General features: G+C 72.1%; 19 protein-coding genes and 1 tRNA gene. 12 read left to right on the top strand and 8 right to left on the bottom strand.

The window, feature by feature from the left end:
* The first annotated feature begins 35 nt into the window (after positions 1–35).
* Positions 36–1,712, top strand: a complete 1,677-nt coding sequence (locus ACLQ2W_RS26200) for a Na+/H+ antiporter (protein WP_425789565.1) — start codon at positions 36–38, stop codon at positions 1,710–1,712.
* Between the two features lie 16 nt (positions 1,713–1,728).
* On the opposite strand, the gene ACLQ2W_RS26195 is transcribed toward ACLQ2W_RS26200, so the two are convergent.
* Positions 1,729–2,448, bottom strand: a complete 720-nt coding sequence (locus tag ACLQ2W_RS26195; RefSeq protein ID WP_425789563.1) for a TetR/AcrR family transcriptional regulator — start codon at positions 2,446–2,448, stop codon at positions 1,729–1,731.
* Between the two features lie 30 nt (positions 2,449–2,478).
* Between ACLQ2W_RS26195 and ACLQ2W_RS26190 the strand changes: the two genes are divergently transcribed.
* A complete protein-coding gene (locus ACLQ2W_RS26190) occupies positions 2,479–3,585 on the top strand; it encodes an FAD-dependent oxidoreductase (protein ID WP_425789561.1) in 1,107 nt (368 codons plus the stop codon).
* Positions 3,586–3,658: 73 nt separating this feature from the next.
* Here ACLQ2W_RS26190 and ACLQ2W_RS26185 read toward each other — a convergent pair whose 3' ends face one another.
* Together ACLQ2W_RS26185 and ACLQ2W_RS26180 are read right to left on the bottom strand one after the other, a co-directional pair.
* Positions 3,659–4,111 carry a TetR/AcrR family transcriptional regulator gene (locus tag ACLQ2W_RS26185; RefSeq protein ID WP_425789909.1) on the bottom strand — a complete coding sequence of 151 codons (453 nt, stop codon included), beginning with the start codon at positions 4,109–4,111 and terminating at the stop codon, positions 3,659–3,661.
* A gap of 35 nt (positions 4,112–4,146) precedes the next feature.
* Positions 4,147–4,644 (bottom strand): DinB family protein, encoded by a 498-nt coding sequence (locus tag ACLQ2W_RS26180; protein WP_425789559.1) that lies wholly within the window; start codon positions 4,642–4,644, stop codon positions 4,147–4,149.
* 154 nt (positions 4,645–4,798) lie between these two features.
* Between ACLQ2W_RS26180 and ACLQ2W_RS26175 the strand changes: the two genes are divergently transcribed.
* Together ACLQ2W_RS26175 and ACLQ2W_RS26170 are read left to right on the top strand one after the other, a co-directional pair.
* Positions 4,799–5,515 (top strand): hypothetical protein, encoded by a 717-nt coding sequence (locus ACLQ2W_RS26175; RefSeq protein ID WP_425789557.1) that lies wholly within the window; start codon positions 4,799–4,801, stop codon positions 5,513–5,515.
* Positions 5,512–7,350, top strand: coding sequence for a hypothetical protein (locus ACLQ2W_RS26170; protein WP_425789555.1), 1,839 nt, complete (start codon positions 5,512–5,514; stop codon positions 7,348–7,350). The genes ACLQ2W_RS26175 and ACLQ2W_RS26170 overlap by 4 nt, the downstream gene beginning before the upstream one ends.
* An 88-nt stretch (positions 7,351–7,438) precedes the next feature.
* On the opposite strand, the gene ACLQ2W_RS26165 is transcribed toward ACLQ2W_RS26170, so the two are convergent.
* A tRNA-Lys gene (locus ACLQ2W_RS26165) sits at positions 7,439–7,514 on the bottom strand.
* A gap of 61 nt (positions 7,515–7,575) precedes the next feature.
* A complete protein-coding gene (locus ACLQ2W_RS26160; RefSeq protein WP_425789553.1) occupies positions 7,576–10,656 on the bottom strand; it encodes a VWD domain-containing protein in 3,081 nt (1,026 codons plus the stop codon).
* Positions 10,657–11,098: 442 nt separating this feature from the next.
* Here ACLQ2W_RS26160 and ACLQ2W_RS26155 point away from each other — a divergent pair, with 442 nt between their 5' ends.
* The 6 genes from ACLQ2W_RS26155 to ACLQ2W_RS26130 are packed head-to-tail and all read left to right on the top strand — an operon-like array spanning position 11,099 to position 16,222.
* A complete protein-coding gene (locus tag ACLQ2W_RS26155; RefSeq protein WP_425789551.1) occupies positions 11,099–12,265 on the top strand; it encodes a glycosyltransferase in 1,167 nt (388 codons plus the stop codon).
* Entirely contained in the window at positions 12,262–13,581 is a 1,320-nt protein-coding gene (locus tag ACLQ2W_RS26150; protein WP_425789549.1) for an aromatic ring-hydroxylating oxygenase subunit alpha, read from the top strand. Before ACLQ2W_RS26155 ends, ACLQ2W_RS26150 begins: the two co-directional genes overlap by 4 nt.
* On the top strand, positions 13,578–14,090 hold the full coding sequence (locus tag ACLQ2W_RS26145; RefSeq protein WP_425789547.1) for an aromatic-ring-hydroxylating dioxygenase subunit beta: 513 nt from the start codon (positions 13,578–13,580) through the stop codon (positions 14,088–14,090). The genes ACLQ2W_RS26150 and ACLQ2W_RS26145 overlap by 4 nt, the downstream gene beginning before the upstream one ends.
* Positions 14,091–14,097: 7 nt before the next feature.
* Positions 14,098–15,309 carry an MFS transporter gene (locus tag ACLQ2W_RS26140; protein ID WP_425789545.1) on the top strand — a complete coding sequence of 404 codons (1,212 nt, stop codon included), beginning with the start codon at positions 14,098–14,100 and terminating at the stop codon, positions 15,307–15,309.
* Between the two features lie 2 nt (positions 15,310–15,311).
* Positions 15,312–15,692 (top strand): carboxymuconolactone decarboxylase family protein, encoded by a 381-nt coding sequence (locus tag ACLQ2W_RS26135; protein ID WP_107156245.1) that lies wholly within the window; start codon positions 15,312–15,314, stop codon positions 15,690–15,692.
* On the top strand, positions 15,689–16,222 hold the full coding sequence (locus ACLQ2W_RS26130; RefSeq protein ID WP_425789543.1) for a hypothetical protein: 534 nt from the start codon (positions 15,689–15,691) through the stop codon (positions 16,220–16,222). Before ACLQ2W_RS26135 ends, ACLQ2W_RS26130 begins: the two co-directional genes overlap by 4 nt.
* Here the strand turns inward: ACLQ2W_RS26130 and ACLQ2W_RS26125 are convergent.
* Positions 16,165–16,893 (bottom strand): flavodoxin family protein, encoded by a 729-nt coding sequence (locus tag ACLQ2W_RS26125; protein ID WP_425789541.1) that lies wholly within the window; start codon positions 16,891–16,893, stop codon positions 16,165–16,167. The genes ACLQ2W_RS26130 and ACLQ2W_RS26125 overlap by 58 nt on opposite strands.
* A 153-nt stretch (positions 16,894–17,046) precedes the next feature.
* On the opposite strand from ACLQ2W_RS26125, the gene ACLQ2W_RS26120 reads away from it, so the two are divergent.
* Together ACLQ2W_RS26120 and ACLQ2W_RS26115 are read left to right on the top strand one after the other, a co-directional pair.
* Positions 17,047–18,165, top strand: a complete 1,119-nt coding sequence (locus ACLQ2W_RS26120) for a polysaccharide deacetylase family protein (protein ID WP_425789539.1) — start codon at positions 17,047–17,049, stop codon at positions 18,163–18,165.
* Positions 18,166–18,199: 34 nt separating this feature from the next.
* Positions 18,200–19,774, top strand: a complete 1,575-nt coding sequence (locus tag ACLQ2W_RS26115) for a cellulose binding domain-containing protein (RefSeq protein WP_425789537.1) — start codon at positions 18,200–18,202, stop codon at positions 19,772–19,774.
* A gap of 152 nt (positions 19,775–19,926) precedes the next feature.
* On the opposite strand, the gene ACLQ2W_RS26110 is transcribed toward ACLQ2W_RS26115, so the two are convergent.
* Both ACLQ2W_RS26110 and ACLQ2W_RS26105 read right to left on the bottom strand, forming a co-directional pair.
* Positions 19,927–21,582, bottom strand: a complete 1,656-nt coding sequence (locus ACLQ2W_RS26110; RefSeq protein ID WP_425789535.1) for a glycoside hydrolase family 44 protein — start codon at positions 21,580–21,582, stop codon at positions 19,927–19,929.
* A 413-nt stretch (positions 21,583–21,995) separates the two neighbouring features.
* A complete protein-coding gene (locus ACLQ2W_RS26105) occupies positions 21,996–22,226 on the bottom strand; it encodes a hypothetical protein (RefSeq protein ID WP_425789533.1) in 231 nt (76 codons plus the stop codon).
* Positions 22,227–22,279: the final 53 nt, after the last annotated feature.

Raw genomic sequence — 22,279 nt, 5'->3', positions numbered from 1 at the left:
CATGATGATCGCAGGCGTGGGTAGGGTCGGTCGAGGTGAGCATCCACTCGACGTTGTTGTTCGTGCTCGCCGCCGTCGCGGTCATCGTCGCCGTACGGTGGGTGGCGGCCCGCACCGGTCTGCCGGCGGCGGCGCTCCTGCCGCTCATCGGCATCGCGTACGCGCTGCTCCCCGGCCCCAACATCGGCCTCGACCCCGACCTCGTCCTGATGGTCGTGCTGCCGCCGTTGCTCTACAGCGCGGCGCTGGACTCCTCCCTGCTCGACCTGCGCCGCAACCTGCGCATCGTGGTCAGCCTCTCCGTGGTGCTGGTGCTCCTCACCGGGCTGCTCGTCGGCATCGGGTTCCACCTGTTCGTCGCCGGCGCGACGCTGGCCGCCGGGATCGCGGTCGGCGCCGCCGTCGCGCCGCCCGACCCGGTGGCGGCCCTGGCGGTCGGCCGCCGGGTCAACCTGCCGCCCAAGATGGTCACGATCATCCAGGGTGAGGGGCTGCTGAACGACGCCACCGCGCTGACCATGCTCAGCGTCGCGGTGGCCGCCGCCGTCGGCGGAAAGTTCTCCTTCCCCGGCGCCGTCGCGCAGTTCGTCGTCGCGGCGGTCGGCGGCGTCGCCGTGGGCGCGGCCGTCGCCTGGGCGAAGCGGCTGGCCCGACCGCTCACCGCGGACCCGTTGCTGTCCAACGCGATCTCGCTCGCGACCCCGTTCGTCGCCTACCTGATCGGCGAGGAGCTGCACGTCTCCGGCGTGCTCGCGGTGGTGGTCGCCGGGCTGATCGTCGGCCACCAGACGCCCCAGTTCGGGTCCGGCGCGGCCCGGCTCCAGACCAACGCGGTGTGGCGGCTGGTCGACTTCCTCCTGGAGGGGTTCGTCTTCCTGCTGATCGGCCAGCAGCTCCCCGAGGTCGTCAAGAACCTGCGCCAGTACGACACCTCGACCATCGTCACCGCCGTCGCGGTGTCCGTCGGCGTGGTGTTGCTGCTGCGTCCCGCCTGGCTGGTCCTGACCCAGTCGCTCCCCCGGTCGCTGCACACCCGGCTCGGTGGCATCGCCGAGCCGGACGACGCCGACGAGCCGGCGAGCGCCCGGCAGGTCGCCCGCGCCGACCGCAACGCCGACCGGCTGACCGCCCGGGAGGTGGCGGCGCTGAGCTGGTCCGGTACGCGCGGCGTGATCAGCCTGGCCGCGATCTTCACGCTGCCGCTCACCACCGACGGCGGCGCCCCGTTCCCGGACCGTGACCTGCTGCTGTTCTGCACGTTCGTGGTCGTCCTGGTGACGCTTGTCGGGCAGGGCCTGACGTTCGCGCCGCTGGTGCGCCGGCTCGGCCTGCGCGCCAACGAGGCCGACCAGGCCCGGGTACGCAACGAGGCCCGCTCCGCCGCGGTGGAGGCCGCCCTGGCCCGCCTCGACGCGGTCGCCGCCGAGGATCCGGAGAGCGGCGTCGCCGTCAACACCATCCGGGCCCAACTGTTGACCCGCCTGGCCCGCTACCGGGGCCGGCTCGACCTGATCGAGCAGAGCGGCTCGTCCGAGATGCCCACCTCACCGGCGTACGAGACGGCGCTGCGGGTCCGCCGGGCGACCATCGACGCGCAACGCGAGGAGCTGGTCCGCTGGCGGGACTCCGGCCGGCTGCCCGACGAGGAACTCCGCGTGCTGGAGCGCGAACTCGACCACGAGGAGCTGCTGCTCCCGAAGCGGTCCACCTGACCCCGCCCGGCAGCCGTCACGGCCGGCCGGTGATGCCGTCCAGCACGGTGACCAGGTTGTGGTGGAACGTTTCCGCGGCGTCGAGGTGGGCGCCCTCGACGACGAGCCGGGCGACTGTCGGATAACGACCGGTGTCGAGCATGCGGGTCAGGTAGGGCCCGAGGGCGCTCTGCCAGGCGGCCACGTCGGTGCCGGTCGACCGGGCGGTGCGTCGCTCGGTGATCTCCCGGCGGAGCGCCCCGACGACGAACGCGTTGAGCGCGCCCAGGGCCCGTTGCAGATCGTCGATCCCACGCACGGCGGGGGCCCGGGCGAGCGCCGCCGCGGTCGCCTCGCCCACGGCGAGCGCGTGCGGTCCCAGGTGGGGACGCGCGCCGAGCAGGTCGACGAACCACTCGTGCGCGAGCGCGGCCTCGCGGGTCCGGTGCATGACGGCCAGCACCGTGTCGCGCCACCCGTCGTGCCGGTCGGCCTCGGCGATCTCGGCGTACACCGCGTCGACCATCAGGTCGAGCAGCTCGGACCGGTTGAGCACGTAGTCGTAGAGCCGCATCGGGCCGACGTCGAGCGCCTTGGCGAGCTTGCGGATCGACACCCCGTCGAGGCCGTCGGCGTCGGCGAGCCGGATCGCGACGGCGGCGATCTTCGCCCGGCTCAACGGCACGGGCGCCGCCCGCGGCTGCGGCTCGGGGCGTTCCCAGACCGGCAACGGTACGCTACCGTACGGTGTATCCATGAAATACATCGTACGTTAAAGGAGGTGGCGATGCGAATCGCGATCGCCGGCGGTGGCCTGGGCGGCCTGACGCTGGCCCGGATCCTGCACCGGCACGGCATCGACGCGGTGGTCCACGAGCGCGAGGCCGACCGCACGACGCGTTCCCCGGGCGGGATGCTGGACCTGCACCCCGAGTCCGGCCAGCGGGCCCTGGACGAGGCGGGCCTCACCGGCCGGTTCCGGTCCGAGGCGCGGCCGGAGGGCGAGGAACACCGCATCCTCGACCCGGCCGGCCGGACCCTCCTGCACCACGTGCCGCAGCCCGGCTCGTTCGACGGTCGCCCCGAGATCGACCGCGCCGCACTGCGGGACCTGCTGCTCGACTCGCTGCCCGCCGACACGGTCAGGTGGCGGCACCGGCTCGTCGCGGCGGCGCCCCGGCCCGACGGCGGTTTCCGGCTGACGTTCGACGGCGGCCACCGCGACGACTGCGATCTCCTCGTCGGCGCGGACGGCGCCCGCTCGGTCGTCCGGTCGCTGCTCACCGACGCTCCCCTCGCCGCCGTGTCCACCGCGGTGGAGCTCCGCATCGACGACGCGGACCGGCGCCACCCGGAGATCGCCGAGCTGGTCGGCCCCGGCAACCTCTGGGGCGTCGGGGTACGCCAGATCCTGTCCGCGCAACGCCTCGGCGACGGCAGCATCCGGGTCGGGATCTCCCTGCCCGCGGACGACCGGCACCCGGACACCTGCCGTACCAAGCACGACCTGCTGGCCCTCTTCGACGGCTGGAGCCCTCGCCTGACCGCACTCGTCGAAGCCGGCGACGGGCCGCCGATCCTCCGCCGGATCCAGGCCATGCCCGCCGGCACCCGCTGGACGCACCGGCCCGGCGTCACCCTCGTCGGCGACGCCGCCCACCTCATGCCGCCGGTCGGCGAGGGCGCCAACCAGGCCATGCTCGACGGGGCGGAACTCGCCGCCGCGCTCGTCGACGCCCCCGCCGACCCGGACGCGGCGATCCGGGCCTACGAGGAGGCGATGTTCCGCAGGATCCAGCCGATCGCCGAGATGTCCGCCCGGGTGCACGCGATGATGCTGTCGCCCACCGCGGCCGAGGACCTCGTCCGCTTCTTCACGCCGCAGCCGGCCTGACGCGCCGAAGCGTCCGGTCCCGGCCGGCCCGCACCGTGCGGTCGCCGGACGGACACCCCGGCGGGGCACCGGCTCAGGCGGGGCCCGCCCGGAGCCCGTCGACCAGGATGGCGAGCAGCCGGGACCCGCGGGCGTCGAGTTCGGCGTCGTCCAGACGCGACAGCCAGCTGATGAGCACGATGACGTCGCGGGCGTCCGCGTCGGGGCGGATGGCGCCCGCCGCACGGCCGGCGGCGAGCAGCAGCTCGACCGCCTCGCCGATCGGGCCCAGGCTGTGCGCGGCCAGGCCGCGCCAGGTGGCCGCGAACACGTCGCGCTTGACCCGGGCGTACGCGGCCACCCGGTCGAACCAGGCCGCGAGCGCGCCCACCGGCTGGTGTCGGGCCAGCAGTCGCGGGGCGGCAGCGACCAGCTCGTCGACCTCCTGGCGGTAGACCTCGGCCAACAGGTCCTCCCGGGTCGGGAAGTGCCGGTACAACGTCCCCTGCCCGATGCCGCACGCCTTGGCGACCGCGTTGAGCTTCAGCTCGAGCCGCGGCGCGACCGGGCCCGCGCGGGAGGTCAGCCGTCGAGGAGCTGCTCACGGAGGATGTCCGCGTGCCCGCAGTGCTGGGCGAGTTCACGCAGCACGTGCAGGTACACCCAGCGCAGCGGCAGCGGGCCCCGGCGATGTCCACGCAGGACGTCGTCCAGGCCGAGGGACGACGTGGCACGGCGGGACGCCGCGCAGGCGTCGCGGTGCGCCTGCCGCACCGTGGCGATCGTGTCGTCGTCGTCGAGGACGAACGACTCCTCCGACCGCTCCGGGATGCCGATCTCGGCGCGCGACCGGCCGGTGACGGCCTCGTCGAACCAGACCTTCTCCACGAAGGTCGCGTGCTTCACCAGACCCAGCAACGTGGTCCGGGAAGCCACCAGCGACCGGCGGGCCTGGGCCTCGGTCAACCCGTCCAGGCAGCCGTTGAGCGCGTCCCGGTGCTCGTCGAGGAACGCCTCGAACTGGGCGCCGGCCGGCAACGCGACGACCCGGTCGGCGAAGGTGGGTGGAAAGGAAGGCATGGCCGAAGCATTCCAGGCCGTCACCCGGGAGCAGCCGACGAGACCTCGACGGGTACGGCTCCGTCGGCTACCGGACAGACCGGTGGCTACCGCCGGTGCGCGGGTGACCTCGTAGCCGGTTGAGGACGCTCTCCCGGACAGGGATGATGGCACCGTGCCGGTGTGGAGGCGTCGTAGCTTCTGGTTTCCGCTCGTCGTCGCGGTGACCCTGGTGGCGGCCGTCGGGCTGAGCTGGTTCCTGGTCCGTGAGGGCCGGGACAAGGCCGATCAGTGGTCCAGCACCATTTTCGGCGGGACGGCCGCGGCTGCGGTGGTGGTGTCGGCGCTGGCGTGGCTGTGGCGACGGTCGGCGGCCGAACCGGCAACCGGACCGGTGGCCGACGATCCGGTCAGGACGGTGCAGGGTCCGCCGTTGACCGTCAGCGCCCGCCTGGACGTGGGGAACTATCTCAGGATCCGCGAGGACGTCGGCTCGCTGATCGTGCCGCGTAGCGGTCATGCCGTCGACATCACCATCGAGACCAGCGGGTCGCAGGCGGTCATCCTGCGTCGGATGGAACCCGTCGTGCTGTCCCGGCAACCCCTTCCGGAGGCACGTCCGGTGCACCATCTGGGCCAGCTGCCGGTTCGCCGTTTCCACCTGTGGCTGAGTGCGGATCCGCCGCGGTTGCTCGCCGAGGGCCCGTCCGGTTTTCCCTTCAAGGTGACCGCTGACGATCCGGAGGTCTTCGCCCTGATCGCGCATGCCTCCGGCGAACTCGTGCGTTGGCGGCTGGACCTGCACTGGACCTGCGACGGTCGGCACGGGGTCGCGCCGATCGACCTCGACGGCGAGCCCTTCTCCACCGCCGGTCTGGCGGACGACCGATGACCGCACCCCTGGACCCGGAAACAGCAGCCCTGGCCAACTCGTTCGCGGTTCCCTACGAGCGCTATCTGCACAGTGGTCGCCAGGCCGACTTCGACGAGGCGCGCGCGCTGGCGGAGCGAGCAGTCGCGCGGGCCCGCGCAGGTGGCTTCCCGGCCCTGCCCGGCCTGCTGTTCAACCTGTCGCATGTGCACGTCGCCCGCTACCGGTGGACCCGCGACCGGGAAGCCCTCGGCGAGGCGTACGGGCTGCTGGTGGAGGCGGCGGTGCGCGATCCGGACCAGGCCGACGTCGGCGACCGGCTCATCTCCGTCGCGCAGTCCCTGCTGGGCACGATCGACCACACCTCACCGGCGGACATGCAGTGGTACGTGCAGTTGCACCGGCAACTACTCCACCGGGTACCGGGCGACCACTTCATGATCTGGAGCAACCTCGCTCTCGCGTTGAGAGGCCTGCTCGATGTGGACGACGACACCGGCGTCGAATTGATGCACTCCTTCGGGCAGGCCAACGAGCGCGCCGCGACGCTGTCCCCGTCCGGCTCGCCGGCCGCCGGCCGGCACTGGGATCACGCCGCCCGGGTGCTGCCCTTCCTGGCGGGCATGGAGCGGGACGCCGGGCTCGCGAGACGGGCCGCGCGGGCCTGCGAGATGGCGATGCACGAGCGACCTGACGACCCGTCCGCCGGGGATCGGACGATCCTGCTGCTCCTGTCCCGGGTGCTGGCCTACGAGGCGGAGGGGCGGGATGCGGATCGGGACGCGGTCCGCGCGCTCCTGTCCTCCCTCACCCGCATGCCGTCCGCCGGGATGCCGCCGGGTCTCGCGCCGGTCGCCCAGGACGTGGTGGCCTCCCTGCTCCGCCGCTTCCACCGGCACGGCGATGTCGCGGCACGCGAACAGGCGACCGAGTTCGCCATCTGGTGCGTCCGCCGGATGGAGTTCCGGGCCGACGTCCGCCATGCCGAACTGCCGGGCATGCTCAACGCGCTCGGAGCGTGTCTGGCGGCACGACCCGGCGTCCCGTCCCGGCCCGTGCCCTGGTCGGGCTGGCCGCCGGGTTCCGGACCCATGCTGCGGCGCGTGCCCGGAGCGGCGACGGCCCTCGCAAGCCGGCACCCGTTCCGGATCAGCCCCACCGTGACAGCGCCCACCGGCAAGATCTATCTCGACGAGACGTTCTCCGTCGTCGCCGCCGCGTGGCACGAGCCCGTCAAGGGCCACGCCCTCACCCACATCGACACCGCCCTACTGCTTCCGCCGGAGTCCGGGCGCGCCGCCCAGCCGGTCCTCCTGCCGACCAACCTGCACGTCGTCTCGGTCGACCTCACCGCACCCGCCGGAGAGATCACCGCAGTCCGCGCGGTCGTGGAGTCCCGAGAACCTCATCACCGCGGCTCCGTCGATTCCCTCATGTGCGGCCCCGAATCGTCCGCCCCGGCGGACGCCGGGGGCCGGCTGCGGCCGATGGTCAATCTGCTCCTCGACTTCGATCAGCCGCTGGTGTGGCCCGCCTTCGAAGCTGTCACCGTGCCGAGGACGCTTGTGGTGCGGGCGGTGACCGAGAACAGCGACGTGCGGTGGCGGCTGGAGCTCGACTGGCGGAGCGGGCGCCGATCGGGCACCCTCGCCGTTCCGCTCCGTACCACCGGCGAGACGGGCATGCGGAGCTTCGTCGCCGGTGGAGAGGTCGTGCGTGCCTCCGGCCACGTCGCCGGGCTCATCGAACCCGAGGACGTGGACCCGTCGCTCGTCGGCACGAGGACCAGCAACGTCGTTGACGAGGAGCCCTCCGGGCGCGGGCGCGACGGACCCCCGGAGAACACCGGGGAGTGACCGAGGCGCGGTCAGCCCGGCGGTCTTGCCGCGGTGGGTACGAAGAAAGCCCTGACCTGTGGAACTGCCAGGTCAGGGCTTTGATCGTTGGTGCGCCGCCAGGGACTCGAACCCCGAACCCGCGGATTAAGAGTCCGCTGCTCTGCCAGTTGAGCTAGCGGCGCTCACCGACAACGGGACGGAACGTTAGCAGCCTCCGCGCCGGCCCTCGACGGCAGGGCCACCTCATCGCACCGCCAGCGTGACCTCCCCGGTCGCGGCCCCCGACGGATCCACCGACAGCGTGTACTCCCCGGCCGCCGGCAGCGTGGTCGAGTCGATCCCGCCGGCCCCGTTGATCACGCACCCGGTGGCGAGCGTGCTGCCGTCCGGGGCGCTCAGCACCAGCGTGCCGCACTGGTCGGGCAGCGTCGCGGCGGTCGCGGTGACCGTCACCGACGTGCCGGCGGCGGCGGTGAACCGGTAGCCGGTGACCGCCCCGGGCCGGTCGATCCCGGCGACGACCGGCGGCCCGCCGACCATGATCGTCGCGTCCCGGTCCCGGCCGGTGACCACGCGCAGCGTGGCCGTGCCGGTGCCGCGCTCGACCGGGTCGACAAGCACCGTGTACGTCCCGTCGGCGGGCAGGAGCGTGCCGTCGACCTCGCCGATGCCGTTGATCACACAGCCGCTGCGCAGCAACTGCCCTTCGGCGTCCCGCAACTCCAGCGGGGAGCACTGGTCGGGCAGCGTGCTCTCGGGCACCTCGACGAAGACCCGCTCCCCCTTGCGGCCGGTGAACCGGTACTGCGCCCGGGCACCGGGCTGTTCGACGGTCGCGGTCACGGCCGGGCCGTTCGGTTGAAGCGTGCCGCCGCTGTCCCGGGCCAGGTAGACCCGGACGGCGGCACGGCCGGCGTCGCCGGGGACGGCGGCGACCCGGATCGCGTACGTGCCGGTGGTGGGGAGGTCGACGCGGTCGACGTAACCGGCGCCGTTGATGTTGCAGCCGCTCGCGATCTCCCGCCCACCGGGGTCGACGAGCAGGTACGGCGAGCAGCGGTCGTCGATGCCGGGGGCGGTGGCGTCGACGAAGACGGCGTCCCCGGCCCGGCCGGCGAACGTCAGCGGCGCACCGCCCGGCGTCAGGCTGGCGGTGGCCACCGGTACGGCGGTGATCGGCGCGGCGGCCGGCGGGGCGACGCGTTCGGTGGTGGCGACGGCGACGGCGAACTCGGGGCGCCCGCTGACCGCGACGTCGAAGACGCACTCGGCGAGCGGGCCGGGGGCGGTGACGCCGGCCCACCGGCAGACCTGTTCGGCAGTGGCGCGGCGGGCCGGGTCGAGGTCACCGGCGGTCACCTGCCGCTCGGGGAAGCTCCGGTCGGTGAACGTGCCGGTGTCCTCCCCGTCGCCGTAGGGGAACAGCGACCGGTCCGCGGTGATCCGCCAACTGTCCGCGTACGCCGGGTAGAGCTTCGCGAACGGCGCCGGCTGGGTGAGGGCGGGGCCGGAGGCGGGCGCGATGTCGTCGGCGGGGTCGCCGTCGAAGTCGCCGAGCAGTCCACGCACCTTTCCGGCCCGACCGTCGGCGAGCCGGACCAGCACGCGGTAGCCGTACCGGCCGATCTGGTCGACCGCGGCGGCGGAGCCGTCCGGCCAGGTGACGTCGTACCCGTCGGTCGGTCCGGTGTCGGAGGGACGGCGGGTGAGGCTGCCGCCGCCGGCCAGGTCGGTCCGCTCCGGCGGCGCGGCGAGCGGCGCGCCGTCGACGTGGACCCGGGTGGCGCCGTCGGTGAGGGTGAGCGCCAGCCGGTGGGCACCGACCCGGAACGCGACCGCGGAGTTGACCGAGGCGGTGCGGGTGCCGGCCATCGGCGCCTGCCGGACCTGCACCTCCAGCGGGTCACCGCCGACGGCGGCGACCAGCGTGAACTCGCCGACGGCCTGGAAGTCGTAGTAGACCCGATCGAAGGTGACCAGATGGGGGTCGCCGTTGCTGCCGCCGCAGTCGGCTCCGTCCTCGCAGAGCTTGACCGGGCCCTTCGGCGGGGGCGTCTTCTTCGCCGGCTTCTTGCACTCGTCGAGGCTCTTCGGCAGCGGGTTTCCCTTGTACTGGGTGCGCGGCGGCAGGCCCTTCGCCGCCCGGTAGCGGTTCTCCGCGAGCGTCGCCTTCACCTCCGCGGTGGGGATTCCGGTGCTCCCGCACTGGCCCGCCGGGACCGCGTCGCGGGAGATGTCGTCGGCGTGGTTCAGCTCGTGGTAGAGCGCGGCGCAGGGGTTCCGGGCCACCCCGTCTTCATATGGGTCGGTGGACGCCGGATTCCAGGTGACCGTGGACGAGCCCTTGCCGTCGGCGCTCTCCGGCGTCTCGAACGCGCCCGAGCCGCCCGGGGTGGGGATGATCCGCACCTTGGGGCTCTTCTTGTCCTTCAACCGGGGCAGCAGGCCGGCCGGGTCGCCGCCGGGCAGCGCGAACGCGGCCAGGCAGCCGTCGACCGCGGCCTGGAAGTCGACGCCGCTGACCGGCACGCCGGCGGTCGGGTCGACCGAGTAGTCGGCCCGGGCGGGCCGCGACCCGCCGCCGACCAGCGCGCCGACCGCGACGAGCAGCAGTGCCACGCCGGCGGCGGCCGGCCGACGGTGACGGCGTACCCACAGCAGGACCACCAGCGCGGCGACGAGGAGCACCAGCAGCAATGCCCCGGCGGCCGGCCAGAGCCAGCGGCGGACGGGCGCGCCGCCGTCGCCGATCGTGAACGTGGTGGTCCGCAGTTCCGTCGCGCCCGGGCAGGGGTTCGCCGCACCGGTGACCGGCAGCGTCACGTAGCCGGCCGTGACCTCGTACCGGCCGGTTGCGCCGACCGGCCAGAGCGAGTCCAGGCCGCCGCCGTCCGCAGTGGCGGCCACCGACCGGAGCACCACGTCGCCAGGCGCGTCGCCGTCGTGCACCCGGACGCCGGTGAGCGTCACGGTCGCGGTCGCGCCCGGCTCGACCGTGGTCAGGCCGGCGGTGGCGGCGGCGGCGATCCCGTCGTCGTGGAAGCTGCGGGCGAGCACCGGCGTGAGGTCGCGCCCGTCCCGGCGTACCCCGGTCACCTGGACGGTGCCGGCGGCCTGGGTGGGCAGCGCGCACGCCGCTGCGGTGGTGTTCGTGACGGTGAGATCCAGGCGGACCTGGTCGCCGGCGCGGTAGTCCGCCGTCGGTGGGCGCAGGGCCAGGCCGAGGCCGCCGTCGGCGGGCGCCGCGGCGGCGCTCACCGCCCCGGCCACCAGGGCCGTCACCAGTACGGCGAGCCCGGTCGTGAAACGCACCGTCCACTTCATGGAGGGGACTGTAGGGGCGCGACGCCACGATGCCCGTGCTCTGTCGGGGACCGGTCGCTCAGCGGCGGACGGGCGCCCGGCGGACGCGTCCCGGCAGGGCGGCGAGGCCGATCAGATTGCCCTCCGGGTCGGCGAGGTGGCGGGGTCGCCAAAGGCATCGGCGAGAGCGCGCCCGGCATTGCCTTTTGTCGACCAAATGCGTCCAACTGCTCAGACTCGGCCGAAACACTCAAGTGCCGATTATCCGAAGCCCCGACGACGTTTGTACGCGTCGACCCACGACGGGTGACAGACACAAGGCATTGACATCGATCCTTTGTCCCGGCAGGCTTTGCGGAACGCCGGAAAACGGGCCGCATTTCAGCTTTTCCTTTCGCTGACGCACCTTTTCCGCGTGCTTGAGGACGATTTGATACCGCTCTCCCGACGGATCGGAGATCTGATGCGCGTCGCCCTCCTGACCACGACGCAGCACGGTCATCTGAACCCGTACGTTCCGGTGGTCAACGCGCTCCGCGCCGCCGGCGGCGACGTCACGCTGCTGCTGTTGTCAGCGGACGGAGGCATGCTCGACGACAAGCGTCGCCAGGCCCTCGGCACCACGCCGGTCCATCTGATCGGGAAGGTCGAGATGGCGCCGTGGAGCGACGATCCGGCGAAGATCGGCGCGATGCTCCAGGCGTCCCCGGTGGCGGACCAGACGATCGACGCGCTGCGCGCGACGGCACCGGACTTCGTGCTCGTCGACTCGCTGCCGGTCACCGCGTCGGCCATGGTCGGCGCCGAGGCCTCCGGCATTCCGTACGGGATGATCTGGGCCAACCTGGGTGGCGTCTGCCCGCGCGAACACCGACGGGGACGCTGGGCCTACGACGAGCAGGTCGGCGACTATCTGACCCGGCACGGGGTGCGGTGGTCGGCCCGGACCCATTCGGCGCGATCGCCGATTCTCAATCTGATGCCGACGATTCCCGCGCTCGTCGGAAACGACGGCGTGACCGACGACGGCGGGCAGCTGATCGGGCTGCCGGGCGCGGCGGGGACCCGCGGCGACGAGGTCGCCTTCGCCGGCCTCGACCGGATCGAGCCGGGCCGCCCGGTGGTGTACGTCTCCTTCGGCACGATCTTCTACCGGCGACCCGACCTGCTGCGCACGGTCATCACCGGCGCGGCGGCCACCGGCGCCCAGGTGATCGCCGCGGTCGGCGACCTCGCCGAGGACCTCGCGTTGCCCGACGACGTGCTCACCGCCCCGTACCTGCCGCAACGTGAGGTGCTCGAACGCGCCGACGTGTTCGTCACCCACGGCGGGTACAACTCCGTGGCCGAGTCGATCCGCGCGGCGACACCGATGCTGGTGATCCCGCTGGCGGTGGATCAGCCGGTGCAGGCGCACTTCGTGGGCAGCGCGGGCTTCGGGACCGCGTTGGCGCCGGCCGACGTCACCGCGCAGGCGGTCACCGACGCCGTCACCGACCTGCTCGACCCGACCCGGGACCACCGGGCCCGGCTGCGCGCCGCACAACCGGAGTGCGGCGACTCCGCCGCGCGGACGGCGGAGCTGGTCCTCGACACGGCCGGGACGCCACGGCGCGAGGAGAAGCGGTGACGACCGCGCCGCGGCGACCGGCGGGCGACCCGATCGTGATCGACGACCGGGAGCGCGACTCCTTCCTGGTGGACCGCCGCGCGTACACCGACGGTGAGCTGGCCGCCCAGGAGATGACCAGGATCTTCGACCGCTGCTGGCTGTACGTCGGACACGAGTCGGAGGTGCCCGGACCGGGCTCCTACGTGGCACGTGACGTCGGCGGGCGGCCGGTGGTCATGGCGCGCGGATCCGACGGGGTGATCCGGGTGTTCGCGAACAGCTGCCCGCACCGCGGGGCGCTGATCTGCGCGGAGCCGGCCGGGCAGGCCAGGTCGTTCCGGTGCCCCTACCACGACTGGACCTTCTCCAACCGGGGCGACCTGGTCGGGGTCCCGATCCCGGACGGGTACGGACCGGGCTTCCGGAAGGCGGACCACGGCCTCACGCAGCACCGTGGTGACGCCTACCGCGGATTCGTGTTCGTCACCTTCGACCCGGGACAGCGGCGCACCCTGACCGAGTACCTGGCGGGCGCGACGGAGTACCTCGATCTGATCGACGACCAGTCCGAGGTCGGGATGGAGGTGATCCAGGGCGCGCAGCTCCACGGCGCGCGGGCCAACTGGAAGCTCATGATGGAGAACAGCGTCGACATCTACCACTTCCGGGCCCTGCACAAGCGTTACGTCGGCTACATGGAGTCGCTGGGGTCGGTGCCACCACGACGGCGAGGCGGCTTCGGCTGCGCCCTCGGGCTGGGACACGGCGCCAACGAGCTGCCACCGGCGGCGGCCCGCCCGCTCGCGTACTGGACGCCGATGTTCAGCCCGGAGGTCCGGCCGCGGATCGAGGCGACGGCCGCCCGGTTCGTCGACCGGTTCGGCGCCGAACGCGCCGAGCGGATCACCGGCACCAACCGCGCGTTGCTGATCTTTCCCAACCTGATGATCATCGACGCGATCGCGATCACGATCCGCAAGATCGACCCGATCGCCCCCGACCGGATGGCCATCACCTCGGTCGCGCTGGCCCCGAAGGACGAGGATCCGGACATCCGGGAGCTCCGCAAGAGCCACTACCTGACGTTCCTCGGTCCCGCCGGCTTCGCCACCCCCGACGACATCGAGATCATCGAGTCGTGCCAGCGGGGTTACCTCAACCGGTCGGTCCGCTACTCGGACCTGTCACGCGGCATGAACAGGGCCGTACCGGAGACGACGGACGAGCTTCCCGCCCGCGAGTTCTGGCGCCGGTGGGATCGGCTGATGCACGGCGACGACGATCACCACGAGATCGCTCGGCCGGCGGAGCGGCAGGGGGCGGAACCGCGATGACCATCGAGCTGACCGTCGACGAATCGGCCCAGGTGCGGTTGTGGCACCGGGTGAACCAGTTCCTCTTCCGGGAGGCGCGGCTGCTCGACGAGTGGCGCCTGCGCGAGTGGTACGACGAGATGCTGACCGACGACATCCGCTACCGGGTGCCGGCCACCGACGTCCGCGACGAGGGGGCCAACGTCATCGGGCTCATCGACGACGACGCGGCCCGCCTGCGCCAGCGCATCGACCAGCTCCTCACCGGCGAGGTGTGGTGCGAGAACCCACGATCGCGGACGAACCGGCTGGTCGGCAACGTGGAGATCCTGACCGACCGGGGCACCCACCTCGACGTGGCGGCGAATGTCGTCGTCCACCGGTTCGGGCACGGGCGCTCCGACGCCTACGTCGGGAAGTACCGGTTCGAGCTGGTCGCCGAGGGCGGGTCGTTCCGGGCCCGGCGCCGGGTCGTGGTGCTGGACCACGAGACGCTGGTCGAGCACGGAAAGCTCAGCATCATCCTGTGACCGGGCCGTGAAGACAGTCGTTCCGGGCAGCGTCCCACCGGTCGCCGCCGTCCGACCGGGTCTCCCGCGCGAGGTCTACGTCCTCAGCGTCGTCGGCGGATGCGTCATGTTGGGCCTGGGGCTGGTGCTCCCGGTGCTCCCGGTGTATGCGGCGACGTTCGGGGCCGGGCCGACCCGGATCGGCGCGCTCGTCGCCCTGTTCGCGTTGATGCGGCTGGTCGCCAGCCCGTTCTGCGGCCGGCTCGGCGTGCGGTTCGGGGAGCGGCGGGTCCTGGTCGCCGGCCTGCTGCTCTGTGCGGTCTCCTCGGCGCTGACGGCGAACGCCTCGTCCTACGGGCAACTGCTCGTGTTCCGGGGGCTCGGCGGCGTCGGCTCGGTGCTGTTCTCGGTGTCCGCGCTGGCGATGCTCCTGGCGGTCGCGCCGGCGGACCGGCGGGGGCGGGCCAGCGCCGTGTTCGAGGCGGGCTTCCTGCTCGGCGGAATCTGCGGACCGGCCCTGGGCGGGCTCCTCGCGCTCGTCACCCTCGCCACGCCGTTCCTGGCGTACGCCACGATGTTGCTGGCCGCCGCGGTGCTGACGCCGGCGCTGCTGCGCACCGGCCGGACCGCCGGCGCGGAGCCCGGCCGTCCGGTGATCGGACTACCGGCGCTGCTGCGGGACCGACGCTACGTGGTGGCCTGCCTCGCCGCGCTGGCGCAGGGCTGGGTCCTGTTCGGACTGCGCAGCGCACTGGTCCCCACGCTGGTCGTGGTGGCGTGGCGACACGACGTGTCATGGGTGGGATGGGCGTTCACCCTGTCCGCCGCCGTCCAGGCGCTGCTGATCATGCCGGCCGGCCGGATGGTCGATCGGGCCGGCCGCCGGGCCGCCATGATCACCGGCACCGGTGTGGCGGCGGCCTCCGTCACCGCCCTGGCGTTCGTCGACCGGTACGCCTGGCTCGTCGCGCTGCTCTGCGGGTACGCCGCGGGATCGGCGCTGCTCAACGCCGCGCCGGCCGCGCTGGTCGGTGACGTCGTGGCCGGCCGGGCCGGCAGCGGCGTCGCCGGCTTCTCGATGTGCACCGACATCGGCGCCGTGGCCGGACCGGTCGTCGTGGGGCTCGTCGCCGAGCGGGTGAACGTTCCGGCCGCCTTCGCCAGCGGGGCCGCGCTGCTGGCCGTCGCCTTCGTGGCGTCGGGCACGTTGACCACCGTTCGTCCGACCCGAAGGAGTTGACGATGGATCAGCCGGCTGACCGCCACGAGCGGGGTGAGGCCATGTTCCAGCAGGTCTTCGGACGTGAGCCGCGCCCGGGCTCCTACCCGGAGTTCCTGCGGATCACGGTCGACCACCTGTTCGGGGAGATCTGGACACGCCCGCACCTGAGCGTCGAGGAGCGCGAACTGGTCGCGCTGACCGCTGTCGCGCTGGCCCGGACCGACTGGGAGCTGCGCGGCCACATCGGTGCCGCCCTGCACCTCGGGATGTCGCGGGAGAAGATCGTCGAAGTCATCATCCAGCTCGCGTACTACGGTGGCTGGCCGGTCGCCAACAACGGGCTGCGCGTGGCCCAGGAGGTCTTCGCCGAACTGGACGACGCCACCGGGAGGGCCGCGTGACCGGTCAGCCGTCCCCGCTCGACCCGGACGAGAAGGTCGACCTGTGGCGCCAGCGGTTCTTCGAGGCCCAGGCCGCCGCCGAGGAGTTCGTGCTGGGCGAGCACGGCGAAGCGGGCCTGACCGCGTGGATCCGGGCGAACTCCCGCATCACCGCGGCGCTGCTCCGGGCACAGCGGCCCGCCGGGGTGTCCGCCACCGACCACTTCATGACCCGGCTGCAACGTCAGTTGCTGCTGTACGACTCGGCGGTGACCAGCGAGCGTCAGCCCTCGGGCACCGTCCTGCGCAACACCGACTGCGGGATCCTGCGTTACCGCAGAAAGGCCGCCCGCGCCGGCGTCGTGCTGACGCTCTCCTCACCGTGCACGTACTGCCAGCCCCTCCACGAGACCATCGCCGCCCGCTACCTGGAACCGGACGTCAGGGTGTCGTGCGTGCGGGCCGGCGACGGGTGCACCTGGCGCGCGGAGTCTCACGTCCCGGGCGAGGAGACGGACGGGTCGCCGCAGCGCGGACGAGCCGGCGGCTGAACCACCGGCAGCAACGTGCGCTCGTCGGCCGGCGACCCGCTGCCGGCGAGCGTCATGCCGAGCTGCCGGCCCACCGCCACACACATGTCGAACGCCGCGGTGCGGGTCAGGTCCTGATGATCGTTACGGGTGAAGCAGGCCGACGCCACATTCCTGTTCCGCAGCCGCAGGTACCACGGGAACAACGCGCCCAGCGCCGGTTCGGTCAGCATGGTGCGCGAATGCACGATGGTCCCGACCAGCAGGTTGCCGAACGGTCGCTGCCGGGCGTTCATGAAGCTCTTCAGGCGCTCCTGGAAGATCTTCAGCACGGCGGGCACGTTCCCCGCGTACACCGGCATGGCGAGCAGCATCGCCTGCGCACCCTCGGCCAGCTCGACGACGTGCGCGAAGTCGTCGTCGATCGGGCACCGGCCCACCTCGGGATCGAGACAGGTGTCCTCGCCCTCGCACATGGCGATGGAATGGTCGATCAACCGGATCCGCTGGATCTCCGCGCCGTCGACCTCCCGGACGACGCCGCTGATCGCTGCCTCCAGCAGCGCGTCGGTCACCGACGGCAGGCGCTTCTGGGTGCAGGACAACGCAACGATCTTCATTCGAGGAGCCTCCAGGAATTGACGATCGTCGAAGCATAGCGGCATAATCTCCACCGGAGCCGGGCTGGCCACAGGCCGAACCTCACGGTGCGCCGATGCGGGCGAACCGTGGGCACCCACCCGACGTCGCTGCCTGCGGGCCGCTGAGCCACGTCGCGGACCGACTCCCGTGGAGCGATCCGTGACGGCGCCGAGCAGCACCTCGAACGCCAGCGGGAGAAACCGATGACACCCTTCCCGGCCGGACCGACGGCTGCCCCCACCCGATCCGCGCGTCGCCCGGCGCTGGTGGCGGCGGCCACCGCCGCGCTGCTGGCCGCCGTGACGTCCGGACTGGCCGTCACCGCCGCGCCCTCGATGGCCGCCGCCTGCACCGGCTACGTGGCCCTGACCTTCGACGACGGGCCCACCCCGGGCAACACCACCACACTGATCAACACGCTCAGGGCGGCCGGCGTACGGGCGACGTTCTTCAACGTCGGCCAGAACGCGCAGAGCAACCCGGCGCTGGTCCGGGCGCAGCGGGACGCCGGCATGTGGATCGGGAACCACAGCTGGACGCACCCGCACATGACCCAGCTCAGCCAGGCGCAGATGGCCTCGGAGATCTCCCAGACGCAGCAGGCGATCCAGCAGGCCACCGGCACGGCCCCGAAGCTGTTCCGGCCGCCCTATCTGGAGTCCAACGCCACGCTGCGGGCGGTCGAGGCCCAGTTCGGGCTGACCGAGATCAACGCCGACGTGGACTCCCAGGACTGGAACAACGCCAGCACCGACCAGATCGTGCAGAACGCCAGCCGGCTCCAGGCCGGCGGGTCCATCCTGATGCACGACTGGCCGGCGAACACGATCGCGGCCATCCCGCGGATCGTCAGCGATCTCGCCAACCGCGGCCTGTGCGCCGGCATGATCTCGCCGGCCACCGGCCGAGCGGTCGCCCCGGACGGCGCCACCCCGCCGCCCAGCACCCCGCCGCCCAGCACGCCGCCGCCCAGCACGCCGCCGCCCAGCACGCCGCCGCCGACCACGCCGCCGCCGGACCCCTCGGGTGTCTGCACCGCCACCTACCGCCTGGTGAGCAGTTGGACCGGCGGCTTCCAGGGCGAGGTGACGGTGAGCAGCACGGCGGCCATCAGCGGCTGGACGGTGCGGATGACCCTGGCCGGTGGACAGAGCATCAGCAACGTGTGGAACGGCGTGGCCACCGGCGCCAGCGGCCCGGTCAGCGTGCGCAACGCCGCCTACAACGGGTCCCTGAACGCCGGCGGGTCGACGAGCTTCGGCTTCCTCGCCAACGGCAGCAGTTCCCCCGCCCCGAGCGGAATCACCTGCTCCGGCGCGTAGCGCGCCCGTCACCCCGTCGCCCGGAGGAGCACAGATGCCACCCACCCGTACCCGGCTCCGGTCGGCGGTGGCGGTGTCCACCGCCGTCACCGTCGCCGTCACCGCCGCACTCACCACCACCGTCTCCGCGCAGGCCGCCGCCGGCTGCCGGGTCGCCTACACCGTCACCAGCCAGTGGCCGGGCGGCTTCGGCGCGAACGTCAACCTCACCAACCTCGGCGATCCGCTCACCACCTGGCGGTTGACCTGGTCGTTCACCGCCGGGCAGGTGGTCGGGCAACTGTGGAACGGCACGGTGGCCCAGTCCGGCGGCCGGGTCACCGTGACCAACACCGGCTGGAACGGCAACCTCGGCACCGACGCCGGCGCGCAGTTCGGCTTCAGCGGTTCGTGGAACAACTCGGCGAACCCGGCGCCGACCGACTTCGCGCTCAACGGCGTGCCGTGCACCGGAAGCCCGACCCCCACCACGCCGGCACCGACCACCCCGGCGCCGACCACCGACCCGCCACCGCCCACCGGCCCGCCAGAGACCCACTGGCCACCCACCACCACGCCTACCCCGCCGCCCACCAGCCCGCCGCCGCCGTCGGCCGCGCAGACGAACACGGTGGGGCGCGTCCGGACGGTCGGGAGCAGCGTCCAGTACACCTGGCCCGGCACCTACTTCGAAGGGCGGTTCCGGGGCACCAGCGTCGGGATCGTGCTCAACGACAGCCAGAACGACTACGCCGTCCAGATCGACGGCACGACCGTCGCCACCCTGGTCACCCCCGGGCAGACCACCTACTGGGTCCGGAACCTCACCGACGCCGTCCACACCGTACGGCTCGTCAAACGCACCGAGAGCCCGTGGGCCGCCGGCGAGTTCGGTGGTCTCGTCGCCGAACCCGGTGGCGTGATCCTGGCCAGGCCCGCCACCCGCAGCCGACAGATCGAGTTCATCGGTGACTCGTGGACCGCCGGCTACGGCAACATGTCGACGACCCGGGACTGCTCCGCCAACGGCGGCGTCACCCGCAACTCCAACGCCGACGTCACGTTCGGCGCGCTCACCGCACAGAGCCTGGACGCCGACTTCCAGCTCATCGCCTGGTCCGGCCTGGGCATGGTGCGCAACTACAACGGCGGGGGCACCGACAACTTCCGCACCTACTACGAGACCGACCTCCAGGCGCTCTGGAACAGCACCGTGTGGCAGAAGCCGGCCACCTGGCAACCGCAACTGGTCGTGGTCGGCCTGGGCATCAACGACTTCTCCACCGCCCTGCACGCCGGTGAGCGGTGGAGCACCCCCGACCAGCTCGCCGCCGACTTCCGGACCGCGTACCTGGGCTTCCTCGACAAGCTGCGGGCCCGGTACGGCCCCGACACGTTCATCGTGCTGACCTACCCGGACCTGTCCGGCACGCCGCTCGCCAGTTCCGTGCAGCAGGTCGTCCGGACCCGGACGGACGCGGGCGACACCCGGGTCCGCTCGCTCTACTACGACGACAACGCGCTCGGCCTGGACAAGTTGGGCTGCGACTGGCACCCGTCGCGGCGCGACGACCAATTGATCGCCGGCGCGCTCACCCGGTTCATCGGCACCCTGCCGCTGACCTGGTAGCGCAGGACGACACGTTCGAGGCGGGCCCGGCAACGGGCCCGCCCCTACGGATTGCACACCTCGCTCGGATCCGGAGTCCTCGGGTCACCGAACCGGCATCTCACGATCCCGGAGTCGGTACCCGAGGATCCACCGGCATCGGTCCGCCGGGTTCAGTGTCGGCGCTGCGGCAGGACGAGCAGCGTCACGGAGTTCGCCGGATACGTCGCGCTGACGCCGCCACGGGTCACCCGGAGATCCTCACCCCGGACGATCGAGGTGAGATCGGCCGGACCGTAGCTGAACCGCTGCGCCTTGTCCCTGCCGTGGAATCCGGCGATCGCCAGCCGTGACGTGAGATCGTCGCCCGTCTTGTTGACCACCATCAGGGTGAGCGCCTTGTCGGACGAGCGTTGCGCGGCGTAGACCGCGAGCTTCCCCTGGTCGCTGCTGACCGCCGACACGCTCACGTCCCCGAATCTGCTCCCGGCACCGTCGTAGTTGCGATACATCCGGAACGCGTACGCACCGGGGTCGGTCGGCTTCGGCTCGCCCCAGATGGTGGCCAGGTCCAGACCCTCACGCCCGAAGATGCCGAGCACGTCGGCCTGCGCGAGCGCGCCGTTGATGTCGTCCAGCGCGCCCCAGTTGTATTCGGTGATGGCGACCTTCGTACCGGGGTAGTACTGCGCGACCCACGCCTTCATCTGGCGGATGAACTGCAACGGCGGTGCGTTCACCCCGCCGGGACCGATCCACGACTCGTCCACGTACGTCGGATCCCACAACGACCGGGTGGAGCGCAGCCGCAGCGCGTTGGCATCCGGGTCCGTACCGCCGCTGATCTGCGGATAGTAGTGCTGGTCGAAGTAGTCGAGGAAGCGCTTCCCGCCATGGGCGTCGCTGAAGTCCTTCATGTTCTTCAGATACCACTGGGAGAGGTTGAGCCCGCCGTGCGCCGCCGCGTCCGCACCCGGCGCGCATCCGTCCACGCCGGACGCCACCCATTCGCAGTAGCCCCAGCCGGACGGCCCGAGCACCGCCGCCCGCGGGTCGGCGGCCTTGACGGCCGCGGCGGTCGCCGTGCCCTTGCCGCCCAACTCGTCGTAGCTCACCGGATCGGGATGCACGTCGCGGTGGGTGGAGCTCCACAACACCGGCTCGTTGTCGAGTTCGTAGATCGGCACGCCGCCCCGTGCGGCCGGGCCGAACTGGTTCACGAGATGGGACACCATCTCGCCCGCGAACGACGCGTCGGCCGGGATCGAGGTGTCCGAGGGGACCGCCCCGACCAGGTTCGCGTCGGCGTGCCGGCCGTTGCCACAGTTGGGGTCCCACTGGTCGAACGAGTCCTGCTCCGGGAAACGGGTGGCCGGGAAGCCGCAGGCGAACGGGTGCGACGAGGGCGAGTCCTTCGCCACCCATCCGATCAACGGCACGGCGACCACCTGCTTCGTCCCCTGGTCCCGGTTTCGCTGGACGAACGCCTCAACCGTGTTGTCCGGCCCGGCCACGATGTTCTCGAAGTACCAGTCGCTGCCGGTGTTGTAGGTGTGGTTCTTGAAGTTGTAGCGGCTGCTCGCGTTACCACCCCAGCGGGCCACCGGCGTGCGGAGTTCCGCGACGAGCGCGGGGTCGCCGCCGTTCATGCCGTAGATGTCGGGGCTGATCGCGTGCCGCGCGGCGGACGCGTCCACGGCCAGGGTGAGCCCGTCGGCGGCTGACGCCGGACCGGCGACCGCCGGGGTGGCCAACAACCCCACCACGAGTGATCCGGCCACACCGACCGCCGTGGTCGGACGTGGCTTGCGCCGTCGTTGCACACCCATCAGAGACTCCCGCCGCCGATCAGCCCGGGGCGGACCGAACTCACAAATATATTACCGTTCGTCTATATCCAGTCAACCCATCGATGCTTGACAATGCATTGATTCTCATCGCGGGTGGCGAGCGGCCAACCGCGACACTGCACAGGCAAGCACCACATCCAGCGTCCGGACGCGAAGAAGGCCCCGACCCGGCGTGAACCGCCAGGCCAGGGCCTTGCTCGTTGGTGCGCCGTCAGGACTCGAACCCCGAACCCGCGGATCAAGACCAGCGGCGAATCCGGAATTTCAGCCATGAAAGGTCGACCAGCCGTAACCAATTCCCGATCATGCCACCGAGGGCCACCAGAGCAACGGGAGCTCCGACATCACCGCCGGGCCGATCAACTCTTCAGCCCGGCCACCCGGCGGAGCTTTCAGGCGGCGCAGATGATCTGGGCCTGCGCCGAGTAGAAGTTGGGCATCGACTGGCTCACCCAGGACGCCCCGTTGGAGCACTGGATGAACGGCTCCGGATAGCCCGCGGCGTAGGCCAGGTTGCGGGCCTGGTTCTGAGCATTGATCAGCGCGATCTGCGGGATCGAGCTGATGCCGTAGCCGGTGAAGACCTGCACCCCCGGCGGCGGGACGCTCCTATGGTGCGTCAAGTGGTTGGGGTGGGTTTTCGAGGCGTCGGTAGAGGTCTCGGGCGATGTAGCGC

This window comes from Micromonospora sp. DT227, from assembly GCF_049841835.1.
Lineage (GTDB): Bacteria > Actinomycetota > Actinomycetes > Mycobacteriales > Micromonosporaceae > Micromonospora.
This window is presented reverse-complemented; position numbering and strand designations above follow the sequence as displayed.

Coding starts and splice junctions, on each gene's coding strand:
- ACLQ2W_RS26135 (WP_107156245.1), top strand. CDS start 15,312: ATGGATCAGCCGGCTGACCGCCACGAGCGGGGTGAGGCCATGTTCCAG.
- ACLQ2W_RS26190 (WP_425789561.1), top strand. CDS start 2,479: ATGCGAATCGCGATCGCCGGCGGTGGCCTGGGCGGCCTGACGCTGGCC.
- ACLQ2W_RS26160 (WP_425789553.1), bottom strand. CDS start 10,656: ATGAAGTGGACGGTGCGTTTCACGACCGGGCTCGCCGTACTGGTGACG.
- ACLQ2W_RS26115 (WP_425789537.1), top strand. CDS start 18,200: ATGCCACCCACCCGTACCCGGCTCCGGTCGGCGGTGGCGGTGTCCACC.
- ACLQ2W_RS26180 (WP_425789559.1), bottom strand. CDS start 4,644: ATGCCTTCCTTTCCACCCACCTTCGCCGACCGGGTCGTCGCGTTGCCG.
- ACLQ2W_RS26195 (WP_425789563.1), bottom strand. CDS start 2,448: ATGGATACACCGTACGGTAGCGTACCGTTGCCGGTCTGGGAACGCCCC.
- ACLQ2W_RS26110 (WP_425789535.1), bottom strand. CDS start 21,582: ATGGGTGTGCAACGACGGCGCAAGCCACGTCCGACCACGGCGGTCGGT.
- ACLQ2W_RS26170 (WP_425789555.1), top strand. CDS start 5,512: ATGACCGCACCCCTGGACCCGGAAACAGCAGCCCTGGCCAACTCGTTC.
- ACLQ2W_RS26120 (WP_425789539.1), top strand. CDS start 17,047: ATGACACCCTTCCCGGCCGGACCGACGGCTGCCCCCACCCGATCCGCG.
- ACLQ2W_RS26145 (WP_425789547.1), top strand. CDS start 13,578: ATGACCATCGAGCTGACCGTCGACGAATCGGCCCAGGTGCGGTTGTGG.
- ACLQ2W_RS26155 (WP_425789551.1), top strand. CDS start 11,099: ATGCGCGTCGCCCTCCTGACCACGACGCAGCACGGTCATCTGAACCCG.